This window comes from Comamonas resistens (assembly GCF_030064165.1).
Lineage (GTDB): Bacteria > Pseudomonadota > Gammaproteobacteria > Burkholderiales > Burkholderiaceae_C > Comamonas > Comamonas resistens.
Map to the genome: position 1 here is coordinate 1164376 of NZ_CP125947.1, position 16335 is coordinate 1180710.

General features: G+C 62.2%; 14 protein-coding genes. 8 read left to right on the plus strand and 6 right to left on the minus strand.

Annotated features, from left to right (window positions below; genetic code table 11):
* Positions 1-103 precede the first annotated feature (103 nt).
* Positions 104-1660 carry a methyl-accepting chemotaxis protein gene (locus tag QMY55_RS05260; protein ID WP_283487624.1) on the plus strand — a complete coding sequence of 519 codons (1557 nt, stop codon included), beginning with the start codon at positions 104-106 and terminating at the stop codon, positions 1658-1660.
* Positions 1661-1753: 93 nt separating this feature from the next.
* Positions 1754-4081 carry a hypothetical protein gene (locus QMY55_RS05265; protein WP_283487625.1) on the plus strand — a complete coding sequence of 776 codons (2328 nt, stop codon included), beginning with the start codon at positions 1754-1756 and terminating at the stop codon, positions 4079-4081.
* A gap of 153 nt (positions 4082-4234) precedes the next feature.
* Here QMY55_RS05265 and queF read toward each other — a convergent pair whose 3' ends face one another.
* From queF to QMY55_RS05285, 4 genes are all read right to left on the minus strand, one after another.
* Entirely contained in the window at positions 4235-5080 is an 846-nt protein-coding gene (gene queF, locus QMY55_RS05270) for an NADPH-dependent 7-cyano-7-deazaguanine reductase QueF (RefSeq protein WP_283487626.1), read from the minus strand.
* Between the two features lie 74 nt (positions 5081-5154).
* Positions 5155-6054, minus strand: a complete 900-nt coding sequence (locus QMY55_RS05275) for a 2OG-Fe(II) oxygenase (protein ID WP_283487627.1) — start codon at positions 6052-6054, stop codon at positions 5155-5157.
* A gap of 45 nt (positions 6055-6099) precedes the next feature.
* Positions 6100-6885 (minus strand): peroxide stress protein YaaA, encoded by a 786-nt coding sequence (yaaA, locus tag QMY55_RS05280; protein WP_283487628.1) that lies wholly within the window; start codon positions 6883-6885, stop codon positions 6100-6102.
* A 191-nt stretch (positions 6886-7076) separates the two neighbouring features.
* Positions 7077-10073, minus strand: coding sequence for an Rne/Rng family ribonuclease (locus tag QMY55_RS05285; RefSeq protein WP_283487629.1), 2997 nt, complete (start codon positions 10071-10073; stop codon positions 7077-7079).
* Between the two features lie 597 nt (positions 10074-10670).
* On the opposite strand from QMY55_RS05285, the gene QMY55_RS05290 reads away from it, so the two are divergent.
* The 4 genes from QMY55_RS05290 to QMY55_RS05305 are packed head-to-tail and all read left to right on the plus strand — an operon-like array spanning position 10671 to position 13799.
* Positions 10671-11675 carry an RluA family pseudouridine synthase gene (locus QMY55_RS05290; RefSeq protein ID WP_407650631.1) on the plus strand — a complete coding sequence of 335 codons (1005 nt, stop codon included), beginning with the start codon at positions 10671-10673 and terminating at the stop codon, positions 11673-11675.
* Positions 11676-11685: 10 nt separating this feature from the next.
* Positions 11686-12381, plus strand: a complete 696-nt coding sequence (locus QMY55_RS05295; RefSeq protein ID WP_283487631.1) for an HAD family hydrolase — start codon at positions 11686-11688, stop codon at positions 12379-12381.
* Between the two features lie 10 nt (positions 12382-12391).
* On the plus strand, positions 12392-12757 hold the full coding sequence (locus QMY55_RS05300; RefSeq protein ID WP_283487632.1) for a Rieske (2Fe-2S) protein: 366 nt from the start codon (positions 12392-12394) through the stop codon (positions 12755-12757).
* A gap of 1 nt (position 12758) precedes the next feature.
* Positions 12759-13799 carry a S49 family peptidase gene (locus tag QMY55_RS05305; RefSeq protein ID WP_283487633.1) on the plus strand — a complete coding sequence of 347 codons (1041 nt, stop codon included), beginning with the start codon at positions 12759-12761 and terminating at the stop codon, positions 13797-13799.
* Between the two features lie 196 nt (positions 13800-13995).
* On the opposite strand, the gene QMY55_RS05310 is transcribed toward QMY55_RS05305, so the two are convergent.
* Positions 13996-14784, minus strand: a complete 789-nt coding sequence (locus QMY55_RS05310; protein WP_283487634.1) for an SAM-dependent methyltransferase — start codon at positions 14782-14784, stop codon at positions 13996-13998.
* On the minus strand, positions 14781-15389 hold the full coding sequence (locus tag QMY55_RS05315; protein WP_283487635.1) for a Maf family nucleotide pyrophosphatase: 609 nt from the start codon (positions 15387-15389) through the stop codon (positions 14781-14783). Before QMY55_RS05315 ends, QMY55_RS05310 begins: the two co-directional genes overlap by 4 nt.
* Before the next feature lie 25 nt (positions 15390-15414).
* Between QMY55_RS05315 and QMY55_RS05320 the strand changes: the two genes are divergently transcribed.
* Both QMY55_RS05320 and rpmF read left to right on the plus strand, forming a co-directional pair.
* A complete protein-coding gene (locus QMY55_RS05320; RefSeq protein ID WP_283488889.1) occupies positions 15415-15969 on the plus strand; it encodes a YceD family protein in 555 nt (184 codons plus the stop codon).
* Positions 15970-16118: 149 nt separating this feature from the next.
* Positions 16119-16301 (plus strand): 50S ribosomal protein L32, encoded by a 183-nt coding sequence (gene rpmF / locus QMY55_RS05325; protein ID WP_003058062.1) that lies wholly within the window; start codon positions 16119-16121, stop codon positions 16299-16301.
* The last annotated feature ends 34 nt before the right edge of the window (positions 16302-16335 follow it).

Genomic DNA, 16335 nt, shown 5'->3' on the forward strand with positions numbered 1-16335 from the left:
ATGATCCAAGTGTGAGATTGTGTATCTTGGTAATCAGTGCCTGCTGAGCCCGCCAGTCTGCCGTCTCGAACGATAAAAAACAGGCTCATTGAGGAGTGAGGGCATGCGCCTGAATCTGCCAGTAACCCAAAAAAACTACGACTTCCCGGGCGACGAACTGCTGGTCTCCAGCACCAACACCAAAGGCGAGATCACCCATTGCAACCCCGCCTTCGTGCGCGTCAGCGGATATGTGTATGAGGAGCTGATCGGTCAGCCCCACAACCTGATCCGCCACCCTGACATGCCGGCCGCTGCCTTCAAGGACATGTGGCGCACCATTGCCCATGGTTACCCCTGGACGGCGCTGGTCAAGAACCGTCGCAAGAATGGCGATCATTACTGGGTGCGTGCCAATGTCACGCCCATCATGGAGGGTGGCAAGCCCAGCGGCTATCTGTCGGTGCGCACCAAGCCGTCGGCCAAGGAAGTGGCCGAGGCCGAAGCTCTTTACGCGCGCATGCGCGCCGAAGAGCAGAAAGGCCAGGCGAGCTTTCGCCTGCGTGCCGGCGAAGTGCGGCGCCTGGGCCTGATGGGACTGTGGGAGAGCCGCAAGGACGTGGGTCTGGTCGCGCGCATGGCCTGGTTGCTGGCCCTGGTGGCGCTGATTGCCATGCTGCCCGATATGCTGGGCTGGCAGGGGTCCATGGCCTGGGGCTGGCGTGCCGCCACTTTGGTGCTGGGCGGCAGCTTTGTGCTGTGGCGCTTCTACCGCCGCTGCGTGGCCGGGCTGGAGGAAGCCAGCCGTTTTGCGGCCGATGTGGCCAGCTGCAACCTCAGTACCGAATGCAGCCATGATTACAACGGCGATATGGGGGCGCTGATGCTGCGGCTGCAGCAGATCCAGATCAATCTGCGGGCCGTGGTCGGCGATGTGCGTACCGAGGTGCGTGGCTTTGCCGATACCGCGCACGATATTGCCCAGAGCAGCTTCGAGCTGGCGGGGCGCACGGAGGCTCAGGCGGCCAGCCTGCAGCAGACGGCCGCGTCCATGGAGGAAATCTCGGGCACGGTGTCCCAGACGGCCGATACGGCCCAGTTCATGGCGGGCGCCAGTGACGAGAGCCGAGGCGTGGCCAGCCGCAGCGGCACGGCCATCAGCGAAGTGGGCGTGGCCATGGAGCATATTCGTGGTTCCTCGACCCGCATGAGCGAGATCATCGGCGTGATCGAAAGCATTGCCTTCCAGACCAATCTGCTGGCGCTCAATGCAGCGGTGGAAGCGGCCCGCGCGGGCGAGCAGGGGCGTGGTTTTGCCGTGGTGGCCGGTGAGGTGCGGGCCCTGGCCCAGCGCAGTGCCGAGGCCGCCAAGGAAATCAGCAGCCTGATCAACCGCACGGTCGACGGCATCAACGACGGCAACTCGCGCATGCGTGCAGCGGGCAAGACCATTGATGGCATGGTCGAGTCCGTGGACAAGGTCAGTGCCTTGGTGCATCAGATCAGCATCGCCACGCGCGAGCAGTCGATCGGCATCTCTCAGGTCAACGAAGCCGTGGCTCAGCTGGACTCCGTCACGCAGCAGAATGCGGCGCTGGTCGAGCAGTCCACCAGCGCGGCGGATTCGCTGCGCCTGAGTGCCAAGACGCTGGAGAGATCGGTCGACGTGTTCCATCTTTGATAGCATCGGGCGCTAGTCTGAAGACCTATTGGCAGCTGACACAGACAGCTGCCTTTTTTGTATCTGCCGTATCTGCTGCTTGAGGATTGCAGAATGAATGTTGTGCTGACTCTGGTGTCGATTTCGGCACTGGCCCTGTGTCTGCTGATCTGGCTGCTGTCGCGCCTGCGTGATCGAAAAGGAACTGGAGCGGAGGCGAAGCCGCAGGCCGAGCAGTCTGCGGAGCCGGCTCGCGTCGGCCAGCAGGAGCTATCGAATCAGGAGCTGCCAGCGCAAGAGCAGCAAGTGCTAGAGGCCAAAAAGGATGTGAATTTCCGCATCCAGGGCGAGCGCGGCATGGGCGGCCCCGTCTATGGCGATGTGATGTGCGCTGATGGCGTCTATCTGCCCCATGTCTGGGAGTCGGACATTCATACCTCGTTTGATGGGCGCTGGCTGCGCACCGGCTTTTACGACAGCGAGACTGCGCATCTGGTGGACCGCAAGACCCGGCGCAGCTGGGTGATCCAGGCCGGCGAGGCCGAGGCACTCGATGCCGTGCATTGGCGTATGCCGCGCTGGAGCGGCGAGACCATCAACGAAAGCGGTATTGCCGACGACGCCCATGTCATCTTTTCCGATGCCAGCTTCGAGGCCTGGCTGACCGAGCATGTCGGCGCCCAGGCCGAGCCGCTTTTGCAGCTCAGGGACATCTGGCTGCCCAAGGAATACCTGCCGGCCCATGCGGGCGAGCAGGCGCCGGAACTGGTTGCGGCCCCCGTACTCAAGGCCGAACCAGGCAAGCTGGCCATTCCTGCGCCAGAGCTGGCGCTGGAGCGGCATTGGCCACCATCCCTGCGCCATCTGCACTCGCCGCTGGCCCCTTTGCAGCAGCCCAACTGGCGTCTGCTAATGGCGGGCAAGCCCACGCCCTGGATGATTGATGACGACCATGCCATGGTCTGGCGTGACGATGCCCAGGCGCTGGCCCTGTATGCCTATCCGGCCGACGATGCGCAGGAGTATCTGCAAAGACGGCTGGTGGTATGGACCGCAGAGCAGGGCTGGCAGCAATGGGCTGGATATCAGCCCCATGACCGCAAGTCCTGGAGCGTGAATGCCTATTGGCCTGAACCCGAGGAATCCAGCCCGCTGCCGCCATTGAGCTGGGCTGAAACGCTGCTGTTGCAGCGGGTGCAGGTGGACACGCCGGAGACAGAGCGGCTGCACGATGGCACCAGCATCAGCTGCGTGGCCAGCCGTATCGAAGGCTGTGCGGAGCATGAGCGGGATGGGCAGGTGAGGCTAAAACCCATTCCTGTCGTGAGCTTTTGCTGGCTGCGCGACCCTGCCCGACCGGAGGTCTGGCGGGCGCAGAGCGAACCGGTGCGGGGCAAACCGCTGATCTGGACCTTGAGCAAGGATGCCAGGGACGAGCAGGGCGAGACATCGGCCTGGAATCTGCAATGGGGTGACAAGCATTTCAGCGGCAGCTGGGCGCTCGAACATGTGATTGTGCGGGGACGCTGGGCCGTGCTGATGCCATTCGGCCGTGCTCCGATTCGTGGTGGTGCGGGCCAGCTTCAAGTCTGGGATGGAGAGCGCCTGCAGACCGTGGACCTGCCCTGGCCCGTGGAGCGCATCAGGCCTGTGCCTGGCAAGAACAATGGCCCATCATTGCGTGTACGGCTGATCGCACTGGTGGCCAGCCTGGATGACAAGGACTGGGACCCCAGCCTGGGCAGCTGGCGCTGGCCTGTGCATTCGGTCTCGTCCAGCCATCTGGCCAGGCCCGACTGGCGCCCCGTGTATATGCACAGGGAGATTGCGCCGGATGTCCAGGGCCGCTGGCGGCTGCTGCCGCGCTGGCGTGAGGTCAGCCAGATCCAGCACCCTTGTGCCGACGGCGACTATGTCTGGCGCGATGCCGCACGCGGCGATGCGCTGTGGTGGTGGGGCGGCCAGAACCAAAGGGTCAACAGCTACTGGAGCGAGGACGAATGCCGCATCGAAGGCGTGACCATGACACGCAGCGGCCTGGCGCTATGCGGCACCGGCCCTTGCGCCTGCCCTCATCCCGCTGGCGAGGGCTGGGCCGTGCTGGAGTTTGTGGATCACCATTACGCGCGTGCCAATGAGTGGAAGCTGCACTGGCTCAACCCCGTGGAAAAAGAGCTGCGCACGCTGGTGCTGGCAGGCAATATGCCGCTGCTCACTGCCTGGGATACCCAGGGCCTGCATTGGGTGGATACGCAGCCTGACGAAGAGGATGCTACTGCTTCTGATGGTTCGAGTGCAGCTCAGCTGATCACGCTATCCATGTGGGACAAGGCCGAGGTGGAGCCGCTGCGCCAGGGCCAGAACGGCCTGTGGCTGCGCAAGCAGGACCTGCGCTATGCGCAGACCTTGCAGGCGCAGGATGATTGCCCCTGGAGGAGTTGACCCCCTGAGAGGCATCGCATCTTCCCCCAGAGGGGGGCGACAGCATCGCTGCGGGGGCGGCCCTTGCTTGCTGTCTCTGGCCTGGGCGGTTGAGGTTTAATGGCTCCGCCCTGGGTCTGCCTCTGGCTTGCGGCGTGGCGGGTTTAGCCGGTTTTATTGGCGTGCGGTGCGCACATTGGCTGGCAGGGCGCCGGGGTGGCTGGTGCGGAAGGGGTTGATGTCCAGGCCGCCGCGGCGGGTGTAGCGGGCGTAGACGGACAGCTTGATGGGTTTGCAGCGTGCCCAGACATCCATGAAGATGCGCTCCACGCATTGCTCATGGAATTCGTTGTGGTTGCGAAAGCTCACCAGGTACTGCAGCAGGCCTTCCTGGTCGATCTGAGGGCCGCTGTACTGGATCTGCACGCTGCCCCAGTCGGGCTGGCCGGTGACCAGACAGTTGCTCTTGAGCAGGTTGCTGACCAGGGTTTCGGTCACGGGTGCTTCGTCGTGATTGGCCCGCAGCAGCTCCGGGGCAGGCGTGTACTGCGTGCATTCCACATCGAGTCGATCCAGCAGCAGGCCGTCCAGCTCATGCACCTGCTGGGCGTCGAACTTTTCGAAGTCCAGCAACTGCACGCCGACGCTGCCCTTGCTTTCGCTGCCGCGCCATGCGGCTTCGGACAGATCGGTGCGCAGACGGGCCAGAACCTCACTGGCATCGGCAAAGCGGCTGTTGTTGAAGCTGTTCAGATACAGCTTGAAGGATTTGCTTTCGATGAGGTTGGGTGTCTCGCAGGGAATGGTGAAGTGCACCAGCGCCACCTGGGGCTTGCCGCGCAGATTGAGCCAGGACAGCTCGAATGCGGTCCAGAGGTCGGCGCCAAAAAATGGCGGCTTGCTGCCTGCACCGATTTCCTCGCGCTTGACCAGGCGAGGAATGGGAAAGAGCAGGGATGGGTCGTACTGGTCCACATAGGCCGAGCTTTTGCCCAGCTGCGATTGTTCAGGGGTGTTCATGGCAGTTCAGAAAACCAGGGCGCAAGCAATATGAGAGCTGCTTGCGCCCGTGTGAATGGGGATCGAGCTCGTTTTTACTTGAATTCGCGTTCACGCAGCCACTTGGTGGCTATCCACTTCTCGCCTTCGAGCACCGGTGCTCCGCCATGCAGGGTCTTGGTGCTCGGGTCCGGGCGGTCGTAGCTGAAGAATACCGCGTTGCCGCGACGTGGCACCACCTGCAGGCCCGCATCCGGAAAGGTGGTTCCACCGCCGCGTGTGGGCTCGTTCAGATACATGACCAGCGTGCCCACACGCTGACCGCCGCGTTTGACGATGGTGGGCGTGCCCGGCTCGTTGGGGGCAAAATAGTCGTAGTGGGGCTTGTATTCGGCGCCTGGCCGGTAATGGAGCACCTGCAGGCCTTCGCCGTTTTCCAGCGGCCAGTTCAGCAGCCTGGCAATGCGTTCCTCGATGCGGCGGATCAACTCGTTTTCGCCACGCTGAAAAAACATGCCGTTGCTGGTGCGGTCGTCGTTGATGGACTCGCCGCCGCTCTGGTTGTCCACGGTCAGCGAGCGCTGCATGCGCGGGCGGGCCTCGGCAATGATGGCCTCGCACTCTTCATTCGAGAGCAGATTGCCGAACACCACGACCCGGGGATGGCGCATGCTGGTGAGCACATGGACTTCGCGGTCCCCGGCATGGATGCAGCAGGGATCGGTCTTGAGGTCGGGCTCGGGAACGCCCGAGGCGGGTGTCTGGATCTGCAGCTCGGACGAGGTGGTGGCCGCCACAAAGGGAAATGGCAGCTCGCCTTCCTCTGGTAGTGTGAGGGCACGGCGTGCCAGATGCTCGGCCCAGCCTGCCTTGCGCATTGACTGCAGCAGGGAGGGCAGAGGCACGCCAGCCGCGCTTTGCGTGCGCACCCATTGCATCAGCTCGGGTGTCAGGCCGGGAGGTGTGACGAACTCGTCTTGGGTGGAGGTGCTCATGTCGACAATGCTAGTGCGCACTGATACCGATTTCAATGCGCAGGGTCAGTCTTCCAGCTTGCGGCGGAACACCAGTCTGGCAGGCGTGCTGGCCGGCTCGGCCAGTGCATAGCCTTCGAGATCGAACTTGCGCAGATCGGCCACCTTCTTCGCCTTGTGCTGCACGGCCCAGCGCACCATAAGGCCCCGTGCGCGCTTGGCGTGGAAGCTGATGACCTTGTATTTGCCACCCTTGAAGTCTTCAAACACGCACTCCACCACGGGGGGCTTGAGGGCTTTGAGATCCACGGACTTGAAGTATTCCTGCGAGGCAAGATTGACCACGATGCGCTCGGCCTCGGGTTGTTCATCGCTGCGCTGGTTCAGATAGTCGGCAATCTGGCTGCCCCAGAACTGGTACAGATTGCTGCCCTTGGCGTTGTGCAGGCGTGTGCCCATTTCCAGGCGATAAGGCTGCAGCAGGTCCAGTGGACGCAGCGCGCCGTACAGGCCGCTGAGGATCACGACATGGTCCTGCGCCCAGTCCAGTTCCTTGGGCTTGAGGCTATGGGCGTCCAGGCCTTCGTAGACATCGCCGTTGAATGCCAGCACGGCCTGGCGCGAGTTCTTGGCTGTGAACCTGGGGCTGAAGGCTTCGTAGCGGCCCACGTTGAGCACGGCCAGCTTGTCGCTGATGCTCATGAGCTCGGAAATTTGCTGCGGGGATTTTTCACGCAGAACCTCGATCAATTCCAGCGGCTGCTTCTTGAAGACGGGCAGTGTGTGGGGGAGTTCGCTGGGAACAGGGCTTTCATAGTCCAGCGATTTGGCTGGCGAGATCAGAAACAACATGGCTCGACGCTAACAAAATCAAAAAACAGGTGCATGAAAGAGGGCTCCCCACGCTCCCCACTGCCTGTGGTTCGCTGCCCCTCCAGGAGGGGGGGGTCATCTTGGGGCAGCCCGGCGATGAAAAAGGGCCAAGGCCCCATCCACTGCAGTGGACAGTACCCTTGGCCCTGTGATGCCGGAAGGCAGTCTGCTTAGGCGTTTTGGCCAGCAGCCTGTTCTTCCTTCTCGAACGGCAGCTGCATCAGGCTCAGATCCTTGCGGGTCTCGACCAGAATCAGCGGGCCTTCGTCGAGCACTACCACCGGTGGGCGCTCGCGCGGAATGCGCACGGGCTTGGGCTCGGCGGCAATTGCTGCTTGCACGGCCGCCACCTTGTCTGCATCGGAATTGATCCACTGCAGACCGCAGGCGCTAGCCAGCTCCTGCAACTGCGTCATGGGCAGCTCGTAGGCCTGGGCCTTGGCCATGACCTTTGCTGCAGGCTGCTCTGGCGCGGCTTCAGCTGCTGCGGGTGCAGCAGCCTCTGCGACAACAGCCGCTTGCTGAGGCTCGGCAGCGATAGCCGCCACAGGGGCCACAGCCTCAGCAGTCACCGATGGAGTCTGTGCAACGACTTCGGCCACTGGCGCAGCTGGTGCTTGCACTTCTGTAGCTGCTGGCGCTTGCTCTGCCTGGGCTTGAGGCGTAACAGAGTCAAAGTAGCTGCGGCGTGCGGGCTGCTCGGACACTTCGGCAGCAGGTGCTTCTGCGGGAGCCTGGGTTTCTGCAAGCTGTTCAGGCAATTGCCCTTCGGCTTGTGAATCGCGTGGTGCGCGGTCACGGCGGTCGCGGCCGTAGCGGTCGCGAGAGCGGCGCTGGCGTTGCTCGCGCGGCTGCTGTTCGCCCTGGGCATCCTGAGCCTGGGCGTCAGCACCTTCCATCTGAGCGGACTGCTGCAGACTCTCATCTGCCACAGGCTGCATCACGGCTTGGGCATCGGCGTTGCGAGGCTGGCGCTCGCGACGATTGCCGCCTTCATTGCGCTCACCGCGATCACCACGTTCGGAGCGTTCACCGCGTTCCTGGCGGTTGCGTTCCTGCTTGGGCGCTGCCTGGGCGTTGAACTCCTCGTTGGCGTTCAATGCGGCTTCTGCCACCTGGGGTTGACGGTCGTCACGGCGCTCGTTGTTGCGTTCACGGCGGTTGCCGCGTTCCTGGCGCTGTTGCTGCTCGGGACGCTCGCTGCGTTGTTGCTCTCCATCACGGTTGGCACCGTTGCGCCGGTTGTTGCGCTCGCCACCACGCTCGGCGCGTTGTTCGCCGCTGTTGCGTTCATTGCGTTCGCTGCCACGGCGGTTGCGGTCGCCACGACCTTCGCTGCGGCGGCCGTCACGACTGCCTTCGCGGGCTGCGGGTGCTGGGGCCTCGGCCACAGGGGCGGGAGCCGCCACGGGTGCCGGTGTGCCAAAGCCGAACAGGTTCTTGAGCCAGGCAAAGAAGCCTTGCTCGCGCACCAAGGGGCGAGCGGCTGCTGCGGGCGCGGCCGCAGGTGTGCCCGCTTGAGGGCGTGGCTGGCGTGGAGCGCGGGGCTCGGCAATCGGGGCCGGAGCATCGGGCAACACCCCCTTGATGACGGGAGTCTGCTTGTTGGTGGGTTCTTGCGAGCGGCGTGTGACGGTGGTCACGTCTTCCACTTCATCGGCCAGCTTGTAGCTTGCTTCCATGGATTCCAGGCGTGCATCGTCGTGCTTGAGGCGCTCGAGCTTGTAGTGCGGCGTGTCCATGGACTTGTTGGGCACCATGATCACGTTGACGCGCTGCTTGAGCTCGATCTTGGTGATTTCGCTGCGCTTTTCGTTGAGCAGGAAGGAGGCCACTTCCACGGGCACCTGGCAGTGCACGGCGGCCGTGTTGTCCTTCATGGACTCTTCCTGGATGATGCGCAGGATCTGCAGCGCCGAGGACTCGGTGTCGCGGATATGGCCGGAGCCGCCGCAGCGCGGGCAGTTGATGTGCGCGCCTTCGGAGAGGGCGGGCTTGAGGCGCTGGCGGCTCATCTCCATCAGGCCGAACTTGCTGATGGTGCCGAACTGCACGCGGGCACGGTCCTGGCGCAGCGCGTCGCGCAGGCGGTTTTCCACTTCGCGGCGGTTCTTCGACTCTTCCATGTCGATGAAGTCGATCACGATCAGGCCGCCCAGGTCGCGCAGGCGCATCTGGCGTGCCACTTCGTCGGCGGCTTCCAGGTTGGTGCGGGTGGCGGTTTCCTCGATGTCGCCGCCCTTGATGGCGCGGGCCGAGTTCACGTCCACGGAGACCAGGGCCTCGGTGTGGTCGATCACGATGGCGCCGCCCGAGGGCAGGGTCACGGTGCGCGAGTAGGCCGACTCGATCTGGTGCTCGATCTGGAAGCGGCTGAACAGCGGCGCATCGTCGCGGTAGCGCTTGACGCGGGCCGCATGCTCGGGCATGACGTGCGCCATGAACTGCTGGGCCTGCTCGTAGATGTCATCGGTATCGATCAGGATGTCGCCGATGTCATTGTTGAAATAGTCGCGGATGGCGCGGATCACCAGGCTGGATTCCTGATAGATCAGGAAAGCGCCCTTGGAAGCCTTGGCAGCGCCGTCAATGGCGTTCCACAGCTTGAGCAGGTAGTTCAGGTCCCACTGCAGCTCGGGCGCGGTGCGGCCGATGCCGGCAGTGCGCGCGATGATGGACATGCCCTTGGGGTACTCGAGCTGGTCCATGGCCTCCTTGAGCTCGGCGCGGTCCTCGCCCTCGATGCGGCGCGAAACGCCACCGCCACGGGGGTTGTTGGGCATCAGCACCACATAGCGGCCGGCCAGCGAGATGAAGGTGGTCAGGGCCGCGCCCTTGTTGCCGCGCTCTTCCTTCTCGACCTGGACGATCAATTCCTGGCCTTCACGTATCACATCGTTGATGCGGGCCTGGCTGGGGGAGACACCCTCGGCAAAGTATTGCTTGGAGATTTCCTTGAAGGGCAGAAAGCCGTGGCGGTCTTCGCCGTAGTCCACGAAGCAGGCTTCGAGCGAGGGCTCCACGCGGGTGACAACCGCCTTGTAGATATTGCCCTTGCGTTGTTCGCGGCCTTCGATTTCGATCTCGTAGTCCAGCAGCTTCTGGCCGTCCACAATGGCCAGGCGGCGTTCTTCGGACTGTGTTGCGTTGATCAGCATCCGTTTCATGATGCGTTTCCTTTATTCGTTTTATGGGGCGCGCTGGTCAGGGCACATGCCATCAGACCAACGCACCTTTGACTGGTAATCAAAGATGGACTCGACAGGGAGCCTTGATGCCAGACGAACGCGTTGAAACGAATGAGGAATCGGGGCAGTGCAGGACTGCGCTACTGACCTGGAATCAAGTCAGTAGCGGAGGTGCAGGCCGGGGGACGAGCGAAAGAGGGCGCGCATGCATGCGAGGCGTAAACATAACCGGGGGGCGCGCCAGGGAGGTGGGTGGTCTTTTCTGCACACGGCTCACCCCGGCAACAGGTCTAGCCCTGCCCCAGAAGTTGATCATCCATGTCCAAAAAATCCACATGCTCGTTGTGATTCACCGGCAGTTGCAGGCGGCTTTGGCCTGGAACAACTACCGGGATGAGATTCCGTATCAGCGTTTCAATTTGTCAGCCTTTACCAGGATTCCACAGGCGGCTGCAGCGCTTCGGGCTGCAATTTGCGTGTGTAAAACTGACGGGCATCGACCTGCCTGTGCGGTGGGAAATGGCTGTTTGGACTAAACTCCATGCGAATCAACCACTTACAACTAGCTCGGCACAGGTGAAACACATTATAGAGGGCAAACCGGCACAGGACCGGTCCCAGAACGCAGCCGCGGTCTCCGTGCGGCTCGTAGAAGTCGATGCCGATTCCGCTGGACAGCGTCTGGACAACTTTCTTTTGCGCCACCTCAAGGGCGTACCCAAAACCCATGTCTACCGCATCATTCGCAGTGGCGAAGTGCGCATCAACAAAGGACGCGTGAGCGCCGAAACGCGCGTGCAGGCCGGCGACGTCGTGCGCATTCCACCGGTTCGGATTTCCGAGAAAGTGGCTGAAAAAGCAGAACGACCTGCACCGGCTAAGGACTTTCCCGCCCTGTTGGAGGATGAGTACATGGTGGCGCTGTCCAAGCCGGCTGGCGTGGCCGTGCATGGCGGCTCCGGTGTGAGCTTTGGCGTCATCGAGCAGATGCGTCAGGCGCGGCCCGAGGCCAAGTTTCTGGAACTGGTGCACCGCCTGGATAGAGAAACCTCGGGCATCTTGCTGGTGGCCAAAAAGCGCTCATCGCTCATCAATCTGCAGGATCAGTTCCGCGAGCGCGAGACGGGCAAGACCTATCTGGCTCTGGTGCAGGGGAATTGGCCGGCCAATAAAAAGGTCATTGATGCGCCGCTGCACAAATATCTGCAAGCCGATGGCGAGCGCCGTGTGCGCGTGACCACCGAAGATGACCCCGATGGCATGCGCTCCATCACGCTGGTCAAGGTGCGCAAGCTCATCGAGCCGCGCCCCATGCAGGGCCTGCCGGCCATGAGTCTGCTGGAGGTGACCATCAAGACGGGGCGCACGCACCAGATTCGCGTGCATCTGTCGTCGCAGGGGCATCCCATCGTGGGCGACGACAAATACGGTGATTTTGATCTCAACCGTCGTGTGCAAAAGCAGGGGCTCAAACGCATGTTTCTGCACGCCTGGCGGCTACAGTTCAACCATCCTGCCAGTGGCGAACGCGTGGAGCTGCGTGCCGAACTCCCGCCCGAACTGGCCGATTTTGTGAACTGACAAGAGTTTCATGACAACTGAGAACCATAGCGAAAACTCTGGCGAAAAGCGTCCTCGCCGCTTCGATCTGATCGCTTTTGACTGGGATGGAACCGTGGCGGACTCCACGGCCATCATCACGCGCAGCATTCAGGAGGCCGTACGTGATGTGGGCGGTACCGTACCCAGTGACGAGCAGGCGGCTTATGTCATCGGCATGGCGCTGATGCCTGCGCTGGCCCGCGCTGCGCCCGATGTGCCGCCCGAAAAATATCCCGAGCTGGGTAATCGCTACCGCCATCACTTCTTCAAGCATCAGGACGATATCTGCCTGTTCGATGGCATCTTGTCGCTGCTGGGCGATATGCGGGCTCGCGGCCATTGGTTGGCCGTGGCCACGGGAAAGAGTCGCATGGGGCTGAGCCACGCGCTGCAGGATCCTCAGCTCAAAGGCATGTTCGACGGCTCGCGCACGGCGGACGAAACGGCGGGCAAGCCCAGTCCGCTGATGCTCCATGAACTGATGGCCGAGTTCGGCGTGGAGCCTGAACGCACGTTGATGATTGGAGACACCACGCATGATTTGCAGATGGCCGTGAACGCAGGCTGTGCCTGCGTGGGCGTCTCTTACGGAGCCCATGCACCAGACAATTTTGCGCAGTTCGATCCGCTGTTTGTGGCCGATTCGGCCAGGCAACTGCACCAGTGGCTGGCTGAAAACGCCTGAGGATGCATTGATGACCGATGTCATGGAACTGTGTCCCAGCACCGATCTGGTCGATGGCGGCAAGGCCGTGGCCTTTGAGGTGAATTACGCGGGCCAGCTCAGCCGTGCTTTTGCGATTCGCTATCAGGGTCAGGTTCATGCCTATCTGAATCGCTGCAGCCATGTGCCGATGGAGATGGACTACCAGGAAGGTCAGTTCTTCGATGACACAGGCCGCTGGCTGTTGTGTTCTACCCACGGTGCGGCCTACGAACCTGACAGCGGAGCCTGTTCCGGAGGCCCATGTCGCGGCGGTTTGGTGAAAATCAAACTCTCCGAGAGCAATGGTGTGGTGCACTGGCATACTGGAGCGCAACTGAAATCCGTAGCATTTTGAGATGAGTTCCCCAATCCCCCCCGAGAACAATGACTCCCAGCAGCCGGTGACGCCGGGGGCTGATCTATGGTCCAAGGCGGCAGCTCCTGCTGCGCCCGCGCCAGCGGCCAATGCAGCCGGCTGGGAGCGTGATGTGCTTGAAAAGCTGGTTTTTGCCTCGCTGAGCGAGCAGCGCGCCGCGCGCCGCTGGCGTCTTTATGGCCGCTTGCTGTGGACGGTTGTGGTGCTGCTGGTGCTGTGGGTGGTGTTTTTCAAGGACACGACGGCCAAGACCAGTACCTCGCCGCATACCGCCGTGGTGGAGATCAAGGGTGAGATCGCTTCGGGTGCGGATGCCAGTGCCGAGTTCGTGGTGGCAGCCATGCGCAGCGCTTTCGAGGACTCTGGCTCGCGCGCCGTGGTACTGCTGATCAATTCGCCCGGTGGCAGCCCCGTGCAGGCCGGCATCATCAATGACGAGATGACACGTCTCAAGGCCAAGTACAACAAGCCTTTGTATGCAGTGGTCGAGGAGTCCTGTGCGTCGGCTGCTTACTACATTGCTGCTGCGGCCGATGAGATTTTTGTCAACAAGGCCAGCATCGTGGGCAGCATCGGCGTGCTCATGGACGGTTTCGGCTTTACCGGTGTGATGGATAAAGTGGGTGTGGAGCGCCGTTTGCTGACAGCTGGTGAGAACAAGGGCTTTCTGGATCCCTTCAGTCCCATGTCCGAGCGGCAGAAGGAATATGCCCACACCATGCTGGAGCAGATTCATCAGCAGTTCATCGGCGCGGTGAAGCAAGGCCGTGGTGAGAAGCTGCGCGAAACCCCGGAGATGTTCAGCGGCCTGTTCTGGACCGGCCAGCAGGCCGTGGAAATGGGGCTGGCCGACAAGCTGGGCAGTCTCGACTATGTGGCACGCGAGGTGGTCAAGGCCGATGAGGTCATCGACTACACCCGCCGTGACAATATGGCCGAGCGCCTGGCCAAGAAGTTTGGCGCCGCGATTGGCGCCGGATCGGTGCAGGCGGTGCAGGGCCTGATGCCCAGCATTCGTTGATTCATAGTAAAAATGGCCGCCAACGCTGATGGATAAAGCGCTGGCAGCTATCAAATCACGACTTGCGCAAACAAGGTTCGGGTATGAACTGCGCCTCAAGAAAGCAGCTTTGACGAATCTTGTTTGCGTAAGTCCTGTAAATAAAAGCCCGCAGTGTTTGCTGCGGGCTTTTTTGTCCGAGGGGCGCTCGGGCGTTCTATCGGCCGATCGAAAACACCACCGGCGTGCGGTTGTCGGGCGGCGCGTTGCGCTGGCGCCATTCGCGCACCAGATGGCTTTCGATGCGAGCCGTTTCCAGCGTCAGGCCGCTGGCCAGCGCCAATCGGGTATTGGGCTGCAGCGTTTGCAGCAGCGCCTGCCACAGCGCGGCGTTGCGGTAGGGAGTCTCTATGAACTGCTGGGTCTGGCCATGGCGCAGTGCCAGGCTCTCCAGTTCCTTGATGCGGGCCGTGCGCTCGCTGCCGTCCTGGGGTACATAGCCGACAAAAGCGAAGTTCTGGCCGTTGAGGCCGCTGGCCGCCAGGCCCAGCAGCAGGGAGACGGGGCCGATCAGCGGCACGACGCGAATCCCCAGATCATGGGCGGCGCGCACGATGGAGCTGCCGGGGTCGGCTACGGCGGGCATGCCTGCTTCGCTGATCAAGCCCATGTCATGGCCGGCCAGCGCGGCCGCCAGCAAGGGCTTGGGGTCGAACACGGCCGCGCCCTTGTTGCCATGGTCGCCTTTCTTATGGGCTTCGCGTGGCAGCTCGGCAATATTCTGGGCCTGCAGCGGCGCGGCCAGCGGGAAGAGGGTGTCTATGCGTTTGAGATAGGCGCGCGCGGTCTTGGCGTTCTCGCTGATCCAGTGGGTCAGGCCTGCTGCACGGCGCAGCGTGCCCTCGGGCAGTACCTCGGTCAGCGCGGTCTGGCTTTCGCAGCCGAAATCGAGTGGCGCGGGGACCAGATAAAGGGTGCCTGCTTTATTTTCAGTAGCGGAACTCATGGGAGCACAACTCCGGCAGCGCGCAGCAACTGGCAGGTGCGGATCAATGGCAGGCCGATCAGCGCCGTGGGATCATCGCTGACGATGGCATCCAGCAGCGCAATCCCCAGGCCTTCGCTCTTGGCCGAGCCCGCACAGTCATAGGGCTGCTCGGCGCGCAGATAGCGCTCGATCTCGGCGTCGCTCAGTTCGCGAAAGCGCACCTGCACCGTCACCACGCTGGATTCGGCAAAGCCGGTTTCTGCGCAGCTTACGCAGACGCCGGTATGGAAATTCATCTGGCGGCCGCTCATCTGGCGCAGTTGCTCGGTGGCACGCTCGTGAGTGCCGGGTTTGGACAGAGGTTGACCATCCAGCTCGGGCACTTGGTCGGAGCCGATCACGATGGCACCGGGATGCAACTGAGCCACTGCCTGGGCTTTGGCTCTGGCCAGACGCAGGCTCAGGTCGTAGGGTGTTTCGCCGCCAAGCGGGGTTTCATCCACTTCGGGGGAGACCGTTTCAAACGGCAGTTGCAGGCGGCTGAGCAGCTCACGGCGATAGCGGGAGGTGGAGCCGAGGATCAATGGACGCATGAGTCGTCCGGTAATCAAGGATTCGGGCATGGCGGGATTCTCTTACACTGGCTGCATGAGCAAGGATTTTTCTGCGACCCGTCTCGATGTGCGCGCTTTTGCACAGGCAGCGGGTCATTTGCAAGGCCAGACCCCATTGTCCGACTTCAAGCGTCTGGCTGCGGATGCGCTGTCTGTGGAAGGCGAGCAACCCATGGTGCACTGGGAGGCCGAGGGCGAGCTGGTCGAGCAGACCGGTGGCGCAGGTCATGTGTGGCTGCACCTGACCGCCGAGGTGGCTCTGCCCATGACCTGCCAGCGCTGCCTGACCGAGGCCGATATTCCCCTTTATGTGGATCGGTCATTCCGCTTTGTCGCGGACGAAGTCACGGCAGAGCAGGAAGATGACGACAGCGATGAAGACCTGTTGGCCATGAGCCGCGAGTTCAATCTGATGGAGCTGATCGAGGATGAGTTGCTGATGGAAGTGCCTGTGGTGCCCCGTCACGAAGAATGCCCCGTGCCCGTCAAGCTGGAGTCCAGCGACGCTGACTTCGAGCAGGCCAATGAGCAAAAGGAAAACCCTTTTGCGGTGCTGCAATCACTCAACGTCGGCAAATCTGCCGATTGATCATTCCAGCGACACGCTGGGGATTTGATAATGGCTAGGTCACGAAAAGCGTTTGCGCTATAATCGTGAGCTTCGCGCGAATCCCCCTCGTGTCTTTAATGGGCTGATCGCGTTTTTTACCAACCCTTTCAAGATACACAGGAGCCATCATGGCTGTTCAGCAAAACAAGAAGTCCCCCTCCAAGCGCGGCATGCACCGTTCGCACAATGCACTGAATGTGCCTGGCATCGCTGTGGAAGCCACGACTGGTGAAACCCACCTGCGTCACCACATCAGCCCCAACGGCGTGTATCGCGGCCGTCAAGTGCTGAAGAACAAGTCCGAAGCCTAAGCGACGACTGCATTCGCAAGGCCCGTTGCTACAT

Excerpts from the sequence above, each read along its gene's own strand:
- QMY55_RS05300 (WP_283487632.1), top strand. The coding sequence starts at position 12,392 with ATGACCGATGTCATGGAACTGTGTCCCAGCACCGATCTGGTCGATGGC.
- yaaA (WP_283487628.1), bottom strand. The coding sequence starts at position 6,885 with ATGTTGTTTCTGATCTCGCCAGCCAAATCGCTGGACTATGAAAGCCCT.
- QMY55_RS05285 (WP_283487629.1), bottom strand. The coding sequence starts at position 10,073 with ATGAAACGGATGCTGATCAACGCAACACAGTCCGAAGAACGCCGCCTG.
- QMY55_RS05265 (WP_283487625.1), top strand. The coding sequence starts at position 1,754 with ATGAATGTTGTGCTGACTCTGGTGTCGATTTCGGCACTGGCCCTGTGT.
- QMY55_RS05320 (WP_283488889.1), top strand. The coding sequence starts at position 15,415 with ATGAGCAAGGATTTTTCTGCGACCCGTCTCGATGTGCGCGCTTTTGCA.
- QMY55_RS05260 (WP_283487624.1), top strand. The coding sequence starts at position 104 with ATGCGCCTGAATCTGCCAGTAACCCAAAAAAACTACGACTTCCCGGGC.
- QMY55_RS05310 (WP_283487634.1), bottom strand. The coding sequence starts at position 14,784 with ATGAGTTCCGCTACTGAAAATAAAGCAGGCACCCTTTATCTGGTCCCC.
- QMY55_RS05315 (WP_283487635.1), bottom strand. The coding sequence starts at position 15,389 with ATGCCCGAATCCTTGATTACCGGACGACTCATGCGTCCATTGATCCTC.
- QMY55_RS05275 (WP_283487627.1), bottom strand. The coding sequence starts at position 6,054 with ATGAGCACCTCCACCCAAGACGAGTTCGTCACACCTCCCGGCCTGACA.
- QMY55_RS05305 (WP_283487633.1), top strand. The coding sequence starts at position 12,759 with ATGAGTTCCCCAATCCCCCCCGAGAACAATGACTCCCAGCAGCCGGTG.
- QMY55_RS05295 (WP_283487631.1), top strand. The coding sequence starts at position 11,686 with ATGACAACTGAGAACCATAGCGAAAACTCTGGCGAAAAGCGTCCTCGC.
- queF (WP_283487626.1), bottom strand. The coding sequence starts at position 5,080 with ATGAACACCCCTGAACAATCGCAGCTGGGCAAAAGCTCGGCCTATGTG.
- rpmF (WP_003058062.1), top strand. The coding sequence starts at position 16,119 with ATGGCTGTTCAGCAAAACAAGAAGTCCCCCTCCAAGCGCGGCATGCAC.